The sequence below is a fragment of the Rickettsia finnyi genome, assembly GCF_049668125.1.
Classification (GTDB): domain Bacteria; phylum Pseudomonadota; class Alphaproteobacteria; order Rickettsiales; family Rickettsiaceae; genus Rickettsia; species Rickettsia kotlanii.
In genome coordinates, this window is record NZ_CP187160.1 from 309,197 (window position 1) to 324,749 (window position 15,553).

Consider the following 15,553-nt stretch of genomic DNA (forward strand, 5'->3'; position numbering starts at 1 on the left):
TTAATGCTAAAATATGACGTAATAGTTATAGGCGGTGGACATGCAGGCGTAGAAGCAGCTGCCGCTTCTGCACGTCTTGGAGTCCCTACTCTCTTAATTACGTTAAAACCGGAAAATTTAGGCGAAATGTCTTGCAATCCAGCAATCGGTGGCATTGCAAAAGGCACATTAGTTAAAGAAATCGATGCACTTGATGGGTTAATGGGTTATGTTATAGACCAAGCCGGTATACATTATAAAATGTTGAATGAGACTAGAGGACCAGCAGTTTGGGGACCTAGAGCTCAAGCTGATCGAAAGCTTTATAAAAAAGCGATGTATCAAATATTAACAAATTATCCTAATCTAGATATATTATATGGAAAAGTGGAAGATATAGAAATTAAATCTTCTAAAATTGAAGCGGTTATTTTAAATAACGGTAGCAAAATTCTTTGTCAAAAAATTATATTAACTACAGGTACTTTCCTATCAGGTCTTATTCATATTGGACAAAAAAAAATCCCTGCCGGTAGAGTAGATGAAGAGCCTTCGTATGGATTATCAAATACATTAAAACAAATAGGTTTTAAACTGGCTCGTTTAAAAACAGGTACACCGCCTCGAATTGATGGACGTACTATTGATTATAGTAAAACAATTGTACAACCCGGCGATAAAATCCCTCGTCCTTTTTCTGAATTAACAAATATTGTTAATGTTTCTCAGATAAATTGTTTTATCACAAAAACAACCTCAGAAACTCATGATATTATACGTGAGAATCTTGATAAATCTGCAATGTATTCAGGGCAAATAGAAGGAATAGGACCGCGATATTGTCCTTCTATTGAAGATAAAATAGTCAGATTTAGTACAAAATCAGAGCATCGTATATTTTTAGAACCTGAAGGGTTAGATGATTATACGATTTATCCAAACGGTATTTCTACTTCTTTACCTGAAGATGTGCAACATAAATTAATCAAAACAATACCAGGATTAGAAAATGTAAAGATTTTACGTCCAGGTTATGCTATAGAATATGATTATGTTGATCCACGTGAAATAAGTGTTACGCTAGAGACAAAAAAAATAGCTGGATTGTATTTGGCCGGGCAAATTAACGGTACTACAGGATATGAGGAAGCCGCAGGGCAAGGTATAATAGCCGGTATAAATGCTGCTTTAGCAGTAAAAGATCAAGCGCCGTTTATGTTAACAAGAGCAAATAGTTATATTGGAGTAATGATTGACGATTTAACAACATTTGGTACTATTGAACCTTATCGTATGTTTACTTCTCGCTCAGAATATAGATTGTCTTTAAGAGCAGATAACTCTGATTTACGTTTAACGGAATTAGGGATGAAAATTGGAGTCGTATCAGAAAAACGTAAAAAAATATTCACAAAAAAATGTGAAGATATAGAAAAAATAAAATCATTATTAAATACTTTGTCTTTAACTACTAGTAAACTTGCTAAAATGGGTATACAGGTTGCACAGGATGGTACATATAAAACAGTATTAGACTTATTTAAAATACCTAATTTTAATGTTGAACAAGCTATTAAAATTTTTCCTATGCTTAAAGAAACACAAAATAATAACATTTTGCAATTACTCTATATTGAAGCAAAATATGCTTCATATTTAACTAGACAACATGCAGATATTAATTTATTTCAAAGTGAAGAGGCGCAGTTCATACCTAAAAATATTGACTATTTTAAAATACCAAGTATATCATTAGAGATACAGGAAAAACTTTCTTCCCATAAACCTACTACTATTGGTGTAGCACGTCGAATTCCAGGGATTACACCTGCAGCAATTACGGCTATTATAATTTATTTAAAAACTAAATATAGTGATGGAAGTTCCACGTGAAATAATTGAAAAGTTAGAAATTTTTCAAAAGTTAGTTAAAAAATGGAATAAATCAATCAATCTTGTATCGGATAATACTATACATAATTTTTGGCAACGTCATATATTAGACTCATTACAATTAATACAATATATTGATAATAAAGAAATACATTTGGTTGATATAGGAAGCGGTTCCGGTTTGCCTGGTATAGTATTATCTATAGCGGGGGTAGCGCAAGTAAGTTTAATAGAAGCTGATTTACGTAAATGTATATTTTTAGAAAAAGCATCAAAGATATCAAATAATAACATACAAATAATCAATCAAAGAATAGAAAAAGTAGAAATAGATTGTAGTATATTAACTTGTAGAGCTTTCTCTAACTTCAATACAATATTTAATTGCATAAAAAATATTTCAGTACGCGAAAAATTTTTGTTATTAAAAGGAAAAAATTATTTAACTGAAATAGTAGAAGCTAAAGAGAGATGGTTATTTGATTATTTAATACATCAAAGTATTACTTGTGAAGAAGGGAAAATTCTAGAAGTTAGTAATTTAACAAAAATGATATGAAAGTAATTGCTATTGTTAATCAAAAAGGAGGGGTAGCTAAAACTACAACTACTGTAAATTTAGCTACAGCTTTTGCTGCTGTAAATAAAAAAATTTTAGTTATAGATCTTGATCCTCAAGGGAATAGTAGTACCGGTTTTGGAATTAGTCAGCAACAACGCAAAAATACTATATACCAAGTATTAACAAATTTAATAGAATTGCAAGATGCAATAATTTCTACAGATATACCAAATTTAGAAATAATTACTTCAAACACTAATCTATCTGCAGCTGAATTAGACTTAACAAAATTAAAGGATCGAGAATATATTTTAATGAAGCTATTGGCAGAAATAAAAATATTATATGATTATATAATTATTGATTGCCCTCCTTCATTAAATTTATTAACGGTAAACGCTTTAGTTGCAAGCGATGAAGTACTGATTCCAATGCAATGTGATTTTTATTCTTTAGAAGGATTAAGTCATTTGTTAAAAACAATTGAAATTGTAGAGAAAAAATTAAATCCTAAGATAAAAATTGCAGGTATATTATTTACAATGTATGATAAGCGTAATCGTTTAACTGAACAAGTAGAAGATGATGTTAGAAAATGCTTAGGAGAATTAGTATTTAAAACCGTTATTCCAAGAAATATTAAACTATCTGAAGCTCCTTCATATGGGAAACCGGCTATTATATATGATTATAAATGTTCGGGAGCAGTTGCATATATAGAACTTACAAAAGAAATCTTAGAAAGATATGGCGAAAAATAAAGGACTAGGAAGAGGATTATCTTCATTACTTGGAGAAGAAGTTATTTCTATAGAATCAGAAATAGTACAAATAATAAATATTGATAAAATAAGACCAAACGAGAATCAGCCTAGAAAAAACTTTGAATATGATAAAATAAAAGAATTAGCAGATTCTATATTGAAGAATGGTTTATTACAGCCTATTATTGTTGATAATAATTTCCAAATTATAGCAGGAGAGCGACGTTGGCGTGCATGTAAATTAGCAAAAGTTTTAGAGATACCGGTAATTATAAAAAATTTAGATGCTAGAGAGAGTATGGAAATAGCATTAATTGAGAACATACAAAGAACTGATTTAACAGTAATGGAAGAAGCACGTGGCTTTAAATATTTAATAGAAAATTTTAATTATACGGCAGAAAAATTAGCTGAAAGGCTTGGTAAAAGTCGTAGTCATATAGCTAATTTATTAAGGCTGAATAATTTGCCGCAGTCTATTCAAGATAAAGTAAATGAAAATATACTAAGTATGGGGCAAGCTCGGTGTTTAATAAATCATGAACATGCAGAAGTAATAGCCGATCATATTATAAATAATGATTTAAATGTACGTCAAACAGAAGAACTAGTAAGACAATGGTATAAAAATGAGTATACAAAATCCCCTAATAATAACAAAATAGGAAAGCGTTTTTTAAAGGACAACGCTAAGGATAATGATCTAGAATTATTAGTAAAAGTTTTATCAGAAAAATTTGGTATAAAAATAACAATCGAAAATTATCCATTAGGTGGAAAATTAATATTTCATTATAAAGATTTGGCAGAATTAGACTTGATATTATTAAAATTAAATTAAAATGCATATGGAAAAATTATAAGTATAAAAGTATACACAATCCTCAAGCTGCTAAAATTAAAGTATATATACAGCATTTTATTTCTTAAGATAAATATCTAAACGAGAAAAACAATGATAGAAATTACAATGTCTGATTTTGAATTATATGATCATAGAGCAATAAATTCATACAATACAGTAGTAAATATATATATCGGTGTAAAATAATAATATAAGGAAATAATTTATGTCATATCAATATGTTTATGAAATGGTTGGTTTAAGCAAAACTATAAATGGTAAACGAATTTTAAAAGAAATAAATTTATCATTTTTACCAAAAGCTAAAATCGGTATAATAGGTCCAAATGGAGCAGGCAAATCAACTTTATTAAAAATAATGGCAGGTATTGATAAAGAATTTGAAGGTAAAGCAACGGCTAAAATTGGTATAAAAGTAGGATATTTACCTCAAGAACCGTATCTTGATGCTAGTAAAAATGTTTTTGATAATATCATAGAAGGTCTTCATGAAAAGAAAAAACTTATTGATGAATTTAATTATATAAGTAACAAATTTGCTGCTGAAATCACTGATGAAGAAATGCAAAAGCTTTTTGATAAACAAGCAGAATTGCAAGAAAAAATAGACAATTGTGATGGATGGAATCTAGAACGTGAAATAGAGATTGCAATGCTTGCTTTACGTTGCCCACCAAAAGAAGCAGATATTACAAAAATTTCCGGTGGAGAAAAAAGAAGAGTAGCTTTATGTAAATTGCTTTTAGAGAAACCTGATATGTTGTTACTTGATGAACCTACAAATCATTTGGATGCAGAATCAGTTTCGTGGCTTGAGGATTATTTAAAGCATTATGAAGGTACTGTAATAGTAATTACCCATGATCGTTATTTTTTAGATAATGTTACAGAATGGATATTAGAAATAGATCGTGGAAATTGTATACCGTGGGAATCAAATTATAGTTCTTGGCTTGAGCAGAAGCAAAAAAAATTAGCTTTAGAAAATAAAGAAGACGATGATAGAAAAAAACAATTGAATCGTGAACTTGAATGGATTCGTCAAACTCCAAAAGCTAGACAATCAAAAAATAAAGCGCGTATTACAGCATATCAAGAGTTATTAAATAAACAACAAGAACAAAAAACCGATCCTACTCAAATAATTATACCTAACGGACCTCGTTTAGGTGATTTTGTTATTGAAGCAGAACATATAGCTAAAAAATTTAATAATAAAATATTATTATCAGATTTTAGTTTTAAAGTTCCACGTGGAGCTATTGTAGGAATTATTGGACCGAATGGAGCAGGTAAGTCTACTTTGTTTAATATTATTACAGGTAAAATAATGCCAGATAGTGGTTCTATTAAAATTGGTCAAACGGTAAAATTAGGTTATGTCGATCAATCACGGGATCATTTAGATGATAATAAGACTATATGGGAAGAAATTTCAGAAGGTCTAGATGAATTACAACTTGGTAATAGAATAATTAAAAGTAGAGCTTATTGTGCAGCTTTTAATTTTAGAGGCGGTGATCAACAAAAAAAAGTTGGACAACTTTCAGGTGGAGAACGTAACAGAGTACATTTGGCAAAATTACTAAAAGAAGGAACAAATGTTATATTATTAGATGAGCCGTCTAATGATTTAGATATTGATACGTTAAGAGCACTTGAAGATGCTATTTTAGATTTTGCAGGTTGTGTATTAGTGATTAGTCATGATAGGTGGTTTTTAGATAGAATAACCACTCATATTATATCATATGATAAAGAAAATAATGCTACATGGTTTGAAGGAAATTATCAAGATTATCATGAATATATGCTAAGTACTAACAGGGAAAGTATTTTAAATCCAAAATATAAACATAAGAAATTAATATAAATATGTCTTTAACGCAAATATTATTAATTTTATTTGTAGGAATATTGGTAACAAAACCGCATGATATTTTTATAATTATTAAAGAATTAAAAAAAATAAAAGCGTATTTAATTAATATTAAGTCGTCTATTGTAAAAAATATAGATGAACCGTTAGAAACAGAGCAAATAAATTTTTATTTAAAAAAAATTATTAACCTAGAAGGTTATTATCATGGTAGTTATGATTTAACGACAATAAAAGAAAAATATTATACACTAATAATTAATAGAAAATAAATCAATACCTGATATAACAGAGAAACACTAATCCGTGCCTCGTTCAATTAATTAAATCTAAGAATTATGCAAAAAGTAGTAAAACTTAACAATATCAAAATAGGAAATGATTTACCGTTTGTTCTAATTACAGGGCCTTGTCAGATTGAAGGCAAAGATCATGCTTTGTTTATGGCAGAAAAACTTGTTAAATTAACTAGCAAGCTTGAGATTCCATTTATTTATAAATCTTCTTTTGATAAAGCTAATAGAACTTCCATACATGGGATTAGAGGACTTGGTATTGAGAAAGGTTTAGAAATTTTATCAAAAGTAAAATCTGAATTCAATTGCCCTATTGTTACTGATGTTCATTCAGAGAGTCAATGTACTGAAACAGCCGAAGTAGCAGATATTTTACAAATTCCGGCATTTTTATGTAGACAAACCGACTTGCTTCAAGCTGCAGCAAAAACAGGTAAAATAGTAAAAGTAAAAAAAGGACAGTTCCTAGCTCCGTGGGATATGAAAAATGTACAAACAAAACTAGAAGCTTTTGGAGTAAAGGATATATTATTTACAGAGCGAGGAACATGTTTTGGCTATAATAACTTGGTATCTGATATGCGTAGTCTTGCAATAATGGCAGAGTTAAATGTACCTGTAGTTTTTGATGCCACACATTCCGTTCAGCAACCGGGCGGGCTAGGAGGCAGTACCGGCGGAGAAAGAAAATATGTAGAGTTACTTGCAAAGGCAGCAACTTCTGTAGGTATCGCCGGTATGTATATGGAAGTACATCAAGACCCCGATAACGCTCCAAGCGACGGTCCATGTATGATAAAGTTGGATAATCTGGAGTCCATTCTTATCAAACTAAAAAAATATGATAAAATTACAAAAGAAAAATAATTTCAAATTTTACCTTTCAAAATATATATATTTAATGAAACATTAGTAAAACCAAATGGCGGGCTTGCAGAGTTTATCAATGTAACCGCTTTGGATTTTAGTAACTAAAAACCTTATCAAGTAACCGATAATGTAGCATCTAATAAAGAACAAAAAAAATCTTATGAAGAAGCATTAGAATGGCTTGATAAACTTACGGGATCGCAAGCTGAGCATATTGTTATATCTATAAATGAAATAAAAGCCAATGCTCATTATTATTGAGGTATAATCTATGAAAATAATAAATCGGAATTAGATTGGTTTAAAGCAATAAGAGAATATATTAATGCTCTGGAAATTGAAAAAGATTTTAACTTTCTCTATGGTCATGATACAATTCCGTACATTTTTAGCAATATTTGTAAAAAAATAGGTGGATTTTTTTTAAATTTAGGGAGATTCTATAAGGACGAAAATAAAAGCGAAATAGTAACTAAATTGCTTCTTGAAGTAATAAAATATTTCAAGGTAAGTTTAAGTATAGACCCGACCCGATAGAAGAGTGTAGTTTTATTCTTAGAGAAATTTTTAACATCCCTAAGAATAAAAAAGAAGTAGAGAATTATCTATCTTTAAAAAAAGATCTTTATATATCTTTAGGAGAATTTTTATTTAAATTAAATTTAGTACCGCTAGCTGCTTTTGAATATTTAAAGGCTGTAAGTATAGCTAGCCTTTAGGAAGAACAAAAATTATTGTTAAAAGTTCATAAAGTTTATAGTATGGAGATGGAGGACAATACTGCTTTTATATGCTCAATGCTTGATAAAGGTAAGATGGAAGATCTGAGTATAGTTACTAAAGAGGCTGACAGAACAAAATTTTTAAGTGATACACAGACTATAATAAATGATTTTGTTTCACTGCCGGAGCCACAAGCCAAGGAGTGGCCAGAAGTACAATAAAATCAAAATGAGCAATTGACTAATGATCAACAAGAAGTAAACAAATGCCGATTAATACAGGACATGGGCATTGGGTAAGAGATAATATTTACTTATAATGATCCTTTGGGTAGATCGTTAAATAATCGTCCTGACTTAGTCAAACTTATTACCGAGGTTTGCTCGGATGCAGCAATAATGGATTTAAAAACTCAACAAGAAGAAGGAAATACTTCGGACTGCGGAGTTTTGGTATGCGATGATTTAATAAGACAATCTCAAGGCCTTAAAATTCTCTCTACGGGGCAATGTAAAGGACAAGGACTAAATTTAAGAAAATCTCAAGCTGAAACATTAAAACAAAATTTAATAGCTCTCAACAAGCCCAAGAACAACATGTTTATATTAACATAGATAGTAATTCTTCAGATAACGAAGAATACAAAGATAATAACGTTAATAGTAATGAAGTAGAGCGTCCTCCTTATGATAATAATGACGAAGTTGAGGTAGGTGGAGCAACTATGCAACTTAATGATTAACATTAAAAGTTTGACGTTGCGATGTAATAACAATGCCCACTCGCAATACTTGCATTTACACCGAGAAAGAATTACCGCAGCCGCATTTTGCTTTAGCTTGCGGATTACTAACGTTGAAATATGAACTGCCTAGCTCTTCTATAAAATCAAGAGTGCAATTTAGCATAAATTTTTGAGAGATAGGATCAATAATAATTGTAGTATTATGTTTAGTAATGACATAATCGTCTTGCTCTATATTATTTTGTGAGACTAGTTCGTAATTATACATAAGTCCTGAGCAACCGCCGCTATCAACCGAAACTCGCAGTACTAAATTCTTATCTTTTTCTAGCTTTACTAACTCGCGAACCCGTTCAAAAGCTCTATCTGTAATTGTTATCGTCACTTAAAATTACCTTGTAAAAGTCTCATAAATTATATAGTATATCTTGATATTTTTCAAGTTGGCTTTGTTATGTGGATACTCAATTGGCATTGCGAGCAGCCGTAGGCTGCGTGGCAATCTCATGAAATAATAACAAACTCCTGAGATTGCTTCATCAATTGTTATGCAATTTCCTCGCAATGACGCCAAAGTTAGAATCACACAACAATGTCTTTCAAAATAAAGGATAACGATGCTTGCTTCATACGCTTCTGATCCTCTTAAAAGTAGGGGAAGATTATATAAGGAAATCCCGACCTCTTATAGAAACGAGTTTGAACGTGATCGTGATCGCATTATACATACTAATGCATTTAGGCGTTTGCAATATAAAACTCAAGTTTTTATTAATCACGAGGGAGATCATTACAGAAATAGGCTAACTCATTCTCTAGAGGTTTCAACTGTGGCACGTTCGGTTGCTAATACTTTAAATTTATCAAATGATTTAGCTGAGACAATAGCACTTGCTCATGATCTTGGGCATACGCCTTTCGGTCATGCGGGAGAGCGGGCTTTAAATGAATGTATGAGAGAGTATAACGGCTTTTCTCATAATGCTCAATCTTTAAAGATACTAACATTACTTGAAAAAAGATATGCGGCTTATAATGGAGTAAATTTAACATGGGAAGTTTTAGAAGGAATAGTAAAACATAACGGTCCTATATTAGGCGAGATAAATGAATATATAGCAGAGTATAATAAGCAAAATGATTTAGAACTTAGTACCTATGCATCAGCAGAGGCTCAAATAGCAGCTCTTGCCGATGATATTAGTTATATTTCGCATGATTTGGAAGATAGTATCAGTGCTAAAATTATCGATTTTAATAGTCTTGCTGAACTTAAATATATTGATCAACATGTTGTTGAACTCAAGTCAAAATTTAAAGGTATTAGTTCCTCATGTCTGATTTATGAGGTAGTACGTAAGCTAATACATGAGTTAATTACCGATTTATTATGGCAAACAAAAGAAAATTTAAATAAAGAAAAAATTACTAACATAGATGAGATACGTAACTTGAATTATCAGATAGTGGATTTTACGGAAAAAACTAATGAAAATATTAAGGAAACTAAGAAGTTTCTTCATGAGCGAGTTTATAAAAGTAATAAAATTACGGCCATCAGTCTTAAATGTACTAAAATCGTACAAGGTCTGTTTAAGGTTTATATGGATGATATTAATTTATTGCCGGTTAATTGGAAAATGCTAATAGATTCTAATGAAACATATAGTAAAGCTAGAGTTGTTGCTGATTATATAGCAGGGATGACTGACCGTTTTGCCATTCAGGAATATAATCAGCTCTGTTCGACTTCCTACATAACTTGTTTCTTAGGGTAATTTGTGCGTCGCTCCGGTACTCGCATCCTCACGTACTAAAGTGTACGCTGCGGTGCCGCGTTCTGTGTCTCCTACAAATTCCTCCTTATTAGCGAGCATTTGTAAGAATTCTATTCGCTGAATTTTAATAACATTTAATAATTATGAATATATTTAATCAATTGAAACAAGATATAATTGTGGCAAGCAGGCAATTATATAATAATCAAGAAATAGCAAATACTGCTACTATTGAAACACCGAAAGATAGTTTTAACGGTGATTTATCAAGTAATATTGCAATGATTATTGCAGCTAAAGAAAGTATTGCTCCTCGGGAAGTAGCTTTAAAATTTAAAGAAGTCCTTATAACATTACCTTATATTGCAAGTATAGAAATAGCAGGACCGGGCTTTATTAATTTTACTATAAAAGCTGATAGTTGGCAGGCATCAATAAAGGATATTTTACAGTATGAAGAACAGTTTTTTGAAATTGATATAGATAAAAGCAGAAATATTAACATCGAGTATGTTTCAGCAAATCCCACCGGTCCAATGCATATAGGGCATGCTAGGGGTGCGGTATATGGTGATGTGCTAGCAAGGATTTTGCAAAAGGTAGGTTATTCCGTTACAAAAGAATATTATGTTAATGATGCAGGCTCACAAATAAATGATTTAGTTAGTACGGTATTATTACGTTATAAAGAGACTTTAGGTGAGCAAATTACTATCCCTGCCGGGTTATATCCGGGAGAGTATTTAATTCCGCTTGGGCAAATTTTAGCGAAAGAATACGGCAATAAATTATTAACAATGAACGATGCTGAAAGGTTCAAAATAATCAAAAGTTTTGCCGTAGAAAAAATGCTTGATTTAAATAGAAAAGATTTAGCAGATTTAGGGATTAAACATGATATATTTTTCTCTGAGCAATCATTGCATGATAAAGGTGAGATAGAGGAAACAGTTAAACTACTGGAGCATATGGGGCTAATTTATGAAGGTACGTTACCTGCCCCTAAAGGTAAAATTCACGAAGAGTGGGATAATAGAGTTCAAAAATTATTTAAATCTACTCAGTACGGTGATAGTCAAGATCGTCCTATAGAAAAAGCTGATGGAAGTTGGTCTTATTTTGCTTCTGATCTTGCATATGCTAAGGATAAAATAGAGCGGGGAGCGAATCACTTAATTTATGTACTTGGTGCCGATCATAGTGGATATGTTAAAAGAATTGAGGCAATAGTTAAAGCTTTAGGTAAGGAGCAGGTTAAAGTGGACGTTAAAATCTGTCAATTGGTCAATTTCGTTGAAAACGGTGTGCCGGTTAAAATGTCAAAACGTCTTGGGAGCTTTGCTAGTGTACAAGACGTAAATCATGAGGTGGGGAAAGATATCATAAGATTTATGATGTTGACTAGACAAAATGATAAGCCACTTGATTTTGATTTGGTAAAAGTGAAAGAACAATCAAGAGAAAATCCTATCTTTTATGTACAATATGCACATGTGAGAACGATATCTATTTTATCAAAAGCTAGAGAATTAATGCCTGAATCTTATAATAACTTTGAAGCAGGTAAGTATGATTTATCTTTATTATCCTCTGAAGAAGAAATTGAGATTATAAAACTTTTGGCTAGCTGGACAAAAACATTAGAAGCATCTGCAAAATATTTTGAACCGCATCGCATCGCATTTTATTTAATAAATTTAGCCTCAAAATTTCATTCTATGTGGAATTTCGGTAAAGAAAATAGCGATTATAGATTTGTAATTAAGAGCAATAAAGAATTAACTCTGGCACGCCTTGCTCTTGCAAGTGCCATACAGAAAGTTATAGCTAGCGGTCTCGAAGTGATAGGTGTAGCACCAATGAACAAAATGTAGTTAGGTTTTCATCGTCATTGCAAGGAGGTATTGCTCATGTGGATACTGAGTCGTCATTGCGAGCAGCCGTAGGCTGCGTGGCAATCTCATAAAATAATACTCCTGAGAGTGCTTCATCAAAACTTACAATTCCCCCTCGCAATGACGTTTTTCTATTATCAAATTACTAAATATGATCAATAATATTTTTATTAAAATATTTCTAGTATTTTTAGTATGTATATCCGCTATTTATTTTGGTTATCAATATTATCAGAATAGCAAGCCGGTAATTACTATTTATCCTGATGAGCTGCCTACAAAAATAAAACCGTCTATAATAGAAAATAACCAAATAGCAGCAGTACATAGTACGATATATGAAAATCTTATTGCTAAAGATACAAATATTAAAACTGTAAAATTGCTTCCTGACCCTGAGAAACCTATGAGTATAGATTCTCGTAACCAAAGTCAAAGCGATGAATCTTTTGGTGAAATATCTAACCTTGTTGCATTAATAGAGCCAAATAATAACTCCAAAAATGAAACGGATTTAAATATAATAAAGCTTGAAAAAGGAAGTAAAGATAAGGTTAGTAATGCTAAAAATTGTAAAAATAATGAAAGTTATAAAGTACAACTAGGTTCGGTAAAATCTGAAGCAGAAGCAATGAAAGAAGGGGAAAGAATAAAAAAGCAATTCCCGAAAATTCTTAAAAATGTTGTTATCACAACTAAAAAAGTTAAATATGACGATGGCAAATTTTTCTATTTAATCTTAGCCGGTGATTATGGTAGTCTTAGTCAAGCTAAAGCGGTTTGTAAGAAATTAGCTTATAATAAGCAGAGTTGTGTGTTGAAGTGATATTTGTATACTCTTATGTCATTCCTGCGAAAGCAGAAATTCATCATAAAGCGAGATAAATCGAGCTTTTAATTTTAAGAATTTGCTGTGTTTATACTTTTTGTCTGGATTCCTGCTTTCGCAGGAATGACATAGAGAACCAAGCAACAATAACTGCTCGCAATGACGAAATAAAAACTAAATAACTTATGAAAGAAGCTAAAATAGAAAATATTGACTTTGGTAATGCATTATCAGAGCGTTATCTTGCTTATGCGTTATCAACAATTATGTCACGTTCGCTTCCTGACGTACGTGATGGACTCAAGCCTGTACATCGTAGGTTATTATACGCAATGCTACAGTTAAGGCTTGAGCCGAATGCTGGCTATAAGAAATGTGCAAGGGTGGTCGGTGACGTAATAGGTAAATATCACCCACACGGTGATGTGGCAGTGTATGATACCTTGGTACGCCTTGCTCAGCATTTTTCGTTGCGTTATCCTTTAATTGATGGGCAGGGTAATTTCGGCTCTATCGACGGTGATAATGCAGCAGCTATGCGTTATACCGAATCACGTATGACAGACATATGTATGTTATTAATGGAGGACATCGATAAACATACGGTAGATTTTCGCCCTACTTATGATGATTCCGATTTAGAACCGGTAATAATGCCGGCAAGTTTTCCGAATTTACTAGCTAATGGTTCTGAAGGGATAGCAGTCGGTATGGCAACCAATATACCGCCGCATAATTTACATGAGCTTTGTGATGCTCTAATACATTTAATCGACCATCCGAAAGCTGAAATTAACGATATAATGAATTTTATCAAAGGTCCTGATTTCCCAACCGGCGGCATAATTATTGATAAAGCTGAAGTTATTAATGCTGCATATATTACTGGACGTGGTAGTCTGAGAGTGAGAAGCAGATGGGAAAAAGAGGAGCTAAGTTACGGTACATATCAGATAGTCGTAACCGAGATACCTTATCAGGTTCAGAAATCAAAACTTATAGAACAAATAGCAATATTACTAAAGGATAAAAAAATTCCCCTTGTTAGCAATATTAGAGATGAATCAACAGACATTATAAGGTTGGTTATAGAACCGAGAGATCGGGGATGTGATCCGCAAATAGTTATGGAATCTCTATTCAAGCTAACGAATTTAGAAAGCCGCATTCAGTTAAATATGAATGTGATCGGCAGTAATAACGTGCCGAGAGTAATGAATATTTTAGAGATTTTACAAGAGTTTCTAGATCATAGACAAAATATTGTTACTCGCAGATCAACTTATCTTTTAAACAAAATCAAGCATCGTTTAGAAATTCTAAAAGGGCTTAGGATAGCTTATCTAAAGCTTGATGAGATAATTAAAATTATTCGTGAAGAAGATGAGCCAAAAGCGATAATGATGGAGCGGTTTAAACTAACCGAAATACAAGTCGAAGCGATATTAAATACCCGTCTTCGCTCGCTTCGCAAGCTTGAAGAGCAGGAAATTATTAATGAGCATAGTAATTTGCAGAAGCAACAAGCTATATTAGAAGAAATTCTAAATAATCCTAAAGAACTATGGGAAATAGTTAAAAAAGAAATCAAAACAGTACAAACGAAATTTGGATTAAATACGGTAATAGGAGCAAGGCGTACAAGCTTTGAGGAAGTAACGCTTACGAATCAAGTAGTTGATATAACAGCTTTCATTACTAAAGAGCCAATTACTATTATCTGCTCAAAAATGGGGTGGGTGCGTTCGTTAAAAGGTCATAACACCGATTTATCGACTATCAAATATAAAGAAGGTGATGCAGAAAAATTTATTTTAGAAGCTTACACGACTGATAAAATATTAATAGTTAGTTCAGAAGGCAGATTTTTTACTTTGCTTGCCGATAATATTTCCAAAGGTAAAGGAACAGGGGAATCTATAAAGCTACTTGTGGATATAGGTAATAACGATATTACGAATATTTTGGTCTATAAACCTGATCAGCTTTTATTACTTGCAAGTAGTGTAGGTAAGGGGTTTTTAGTTAATTCAAATGAAGTAATGGCTCAAACAAAAACAGGAAAGCAAATTATGAATGTACCGGATGGTCATGTATGTATAGCTTGTTTGCCTGTAAACGGGGATAGTATTGCTTGTATCGGTGAAAGTCGTAAATTACTGGTATTTAATATAGATGAAATACCTGAAATGAAAAAAGGGCAAGGTGTAACACTGCAAAAATTTAAGAATGCTAAGCTTCTCGATATTAAAATATTCAATAAAGAAGACGGCTTAGGTTGGAATAACAATGGAAAAGTAAAACTTGAGAAAAACATTGTTGCATTTTTAGGCAAAAGAGGTAGTATCGGTAAATTACCTCCTATGGGCTTCCCAAAAAATAATAGATTTTCATCATAATTATAATAAAGATTGAGTATATACAAAAAAATAGCATATTTTATATGGTTTGATACAAGCGAATTATTTATAAATT

Annotated in this window: 13 protein-coding genes and 2 pseudogenes; 13 read left to right on the top strand and 2 right to left on the bottom strand. The window is 31.7% G+C overall.

What is annotated here, in order from left to right; genetic code table 11:
- Nucleotides 1–3 precede the first annotated feature (3 nt).
- The 9 genes and pseudogenes from mnmG (at nt 4) to ACPKKV_RS01870 (ending at nt 8,445) form a co-directional block, all read left to right on the top strand.
- Entirely contained in the window at nt 4–1,872 is a 1,869-nt protein-coding gene (gene mnmG, locus ACPKKV_RS01830; protein WP_392505913.1) for a tRNA uridine-5-carboxymethylaminomethyl(34) synthesis enzyme MnmG, read from the top strand.
- Nucleotides 1,856–2,431, top strand: a complete 576-nt coding sequence (gene rsmG / locus ACPKKV_RS01835; protein WP_392506917.1) for a 16S rRNA (guanine(527)-N(7))-methyltransferase RsmG — start codon at nt 1,856–1,858, stop codon at nt 2,429–2,431. The genes mnmG and rsmG overlap by 17 nt, the downstream gene beginning before the upstream one ends.
- Nucleotides 2,428–3,195 carry a ParA family protein gene (locus ACPKKV_RS01840; RefSeq protein WP_010976770.1) on the top strand — a complete coding sequence of 256 codons (768 nt, stop codon included), beginning with the start codon at nt 2,428–2,430 and terminating at the stop codon, nt 3,193–3,195. Before rsmG ends, ACPKKV_RS01840 begins: the two co-directional genes overlap by 4 nt.
- A complete protein-coding gene (locus tag ACPKKV_RS01845; protein WP_392505914.1) occupies nt 3,182–4,039 on the top strand; it encodes a ParB/RepB/Spo0J family partition protein in 858 nt (285 codons plus the stop codon). The genes ACPKKV_RS01840 and ACPKKV_RS01845 overlap by 14 nt, the downstream gene beginning before the upstream one ends.
- A 229-nt stretch (nt 4,040–4,268) precedes the next feature.
- Nucleotides 4,269–5,936 (top strand): energy-dependent translational throttle protein EttA, encoded by a 1,668-nt coding sequence (gene ettA, locus ACPKKV_RS01850; protein WP_392505916.1) that lies wholly within the window; start codon nt 4,269–4,271, stop codon nt 5,934–5,936.
- Nucleotides 5,937–5,938: 2 nt separating this feature from the next.
- Nucleotides 5,939–6,245 (top strand): annotated as a pseudogene (locus tag ACPKKV_RS01855) (DUF2672 domain-containing protein).
- A gap of 35 nt (nt 6,246–6,280) precedes the next feature.
- A complete protein-coding gene (gene kdsA, locus ACPKKV_RS01860) occupies nt 6,281–7,105 on the top strand; it encodes a 3-deoxy-8-phosphooctulonate synthase (RefSeq protein ID WP_392505917.1) in 825 nt (274 codons plus the stop codon).
- A 770-nt stretch (nt 7,106–7,875) separates the two neighbouring features.
- Nucleotides 7,876–8,052, top strand: coding sequence for a hypothetical protein (locus ACPKKV_RS01865; protein ID WP_392505918.1), 177 nt, complete (start codon nt 7,876–7,878; stop codon nt 8,050–8,052).
- Nucleotides 8,053–8,157: 105 nt separating this feature from the next.
- Nucleotides 8,158–8,445 carry a hypothetical protein gene (locus ACPKKV_RS01870; protein WP_392505919.1) on the top strand — a complete coding sequence of 96 codons (288 nt, stop codon included), beginning with the start codon at nt 8,158–8,160 and terminating at the stop codon, nt 8,443–8,445.
- A 183-nt stretch (nt 8,446–8,628) separates the two neighbouring features.
- On the opposite strand, the gene ACPKKV_RS01875 is transcribed toward ACPKKV_RS01870, so the two are convergent.
- Complete coding sequence (locus tag ACPKKV_RS01875; protein ID WP_392505921.1) at nt 8,629–8,961, bottom strand: iron-sulfur cluster assembly accessory protein; 333 nt, start codon at nt 8,959–8,961, stop codon at nt 8,629–8,631.
- Between the two features lie 232 nt (nt 8,962–9,193).
- Between ACPKKV_RS01875 and ACPKKV_RS01880 the strand changes: the two genes are divergently transcribed.
- A complete protein-coding gene (locus ACPKKV_RS01880) occupies nt 9,194–10,354 on the top strand; it encodes a deoxyguanosinetriphosphate triphosphohydrolase (RefSeq protein WP_392505922.1) in 1,161 nt (386 codons plus the stop codon).
- Here the strand turns inward: ACPKKV_RS01880 and ACPKKV_RS01885 are convergent.
- Nucleotides 10,349–10,453: pseudogene (locus tag ACPKKV_RS01885) on the bottom strand (palindromic element RPE1 domain-containing protein); the annotation flags it as partial. The gene ACPKKV_RS01880 and the pseudogene ACPKKV_RS01885 overlap by 6 nt on opposite strands.
- A 44-nt stretch (nt 10,454–10,497) precedes the next feature.
- On the opposite strand from ACPKKV_RS01885, the gene argS reads away from it, so the two are divergent.
- From argS to parC, 3 genes are all read left to right on the top strand, one after another.
- A complete protein-coding gene (gene argS / locus ACPKKV_RS01890; RefSeq protein ID WP_392505924.1) occupies nt 10,498–12,228 on the top strand; it encodes an arginine--tRNA ligase in 1,731 nt (576 codons plus the stop codon).
- Nucleotides 12,229–12,400: 172 nt separating this feature from the next.
- Complete coding sequence (locus ACPKKV_RS01895; protein WP_392505925.1) at nt 12,401–13,075, top strand: SPOR domain-containing protein; 675 nt, start codon at nt 12,401–12,403, stop codon at nt 13,073–13,075.
- Between the two features lie 188 nt (nt 13,076–13,263).
- Nucleotides 13,264–15,477, top strand: a complete 2,214-nt coding sequence (gene parC, locus ACPKKV_RS01900; RefSeq protein WP_392505926.1) for a DNA topoisomerase IV subunit A — start codon at nt 13,264–13,266, stop codon at nt 15,475–15,477.
- Nucleotides 15,478–15,553: the final 76 nt, after the last annotated feature.

Coding starts and splice junctions, on each gene's coding strand:
- mnmG (WP_392505913.1), top strand. CDS start 4: ATGCTAAAATATGACGTAATAGTTATAGGCGGTGGACATGCAGGCGTA.
- rsmG (WP_392506917.1), top strand. CDS start 1,856: ATGGAAGTTCCACGTGAAATAATTGAAAAGTTAGAAATTTTTCAAAAG.
- ACPKKV_RS01840 (WP_010976770.1), top strand. CDS start 2,428: ATGAAAGTAATTGCTATTGTTAATCAAAAAGGAGGGGTAGCTAAAACT.
- ACPKKV_RS01845 (WP_392505914.1), top strand. CDS start 3,182: ATGGCGAAAAATAAAGGACTAGGAAGAGGATTATCTTCATTACTTGGA.
- ettA (WP_392505916.1), top strand. CDS start 4,269: ATGTCATATCAATATGTTTATGAAATGGTTGGTTTAAGCAAAACTATA.
- kdsA (WP_392505917.1), top strand. CDS start 6,281: ATGCAAAAAGTAGTAAAACTTAACAATATCAAAATAGGAAATGATTTA.
- ACPKKV_RS01865 (WP_392505918.1), top strand. CDS start 7,876: ATGGAGGACAATACTGCTTTTATATGCTCAATGCTTGATAAAGGTAAG.
- ACPKKV_RS01880 (WP_392505922.1), top strand. CDS start 9,194: ATGCTTGCTTCATACGCTTCTGATCCTCTTAAAAGTAGGGGAAGATTA.
- argS (WP_392505924.1), top strand. CDS start 10,498: ATGAATATATTTAATCAATTGAAACAAGATATAATTGTGGCAAGCAGG.
- ACPKKV_RS01895 (WP_392505925.1), top strand. CDS start 12,401: ATGATCAATAATATTTTTATTAAAATATTTCTAGTATTTTTAGTATGT.
- parC (WP_392505926.1), top strand. CDS start 13,264: ATGAAAGAAGCTAAAATAGAAAATATTGACTTTGGTAATGCATTATCA.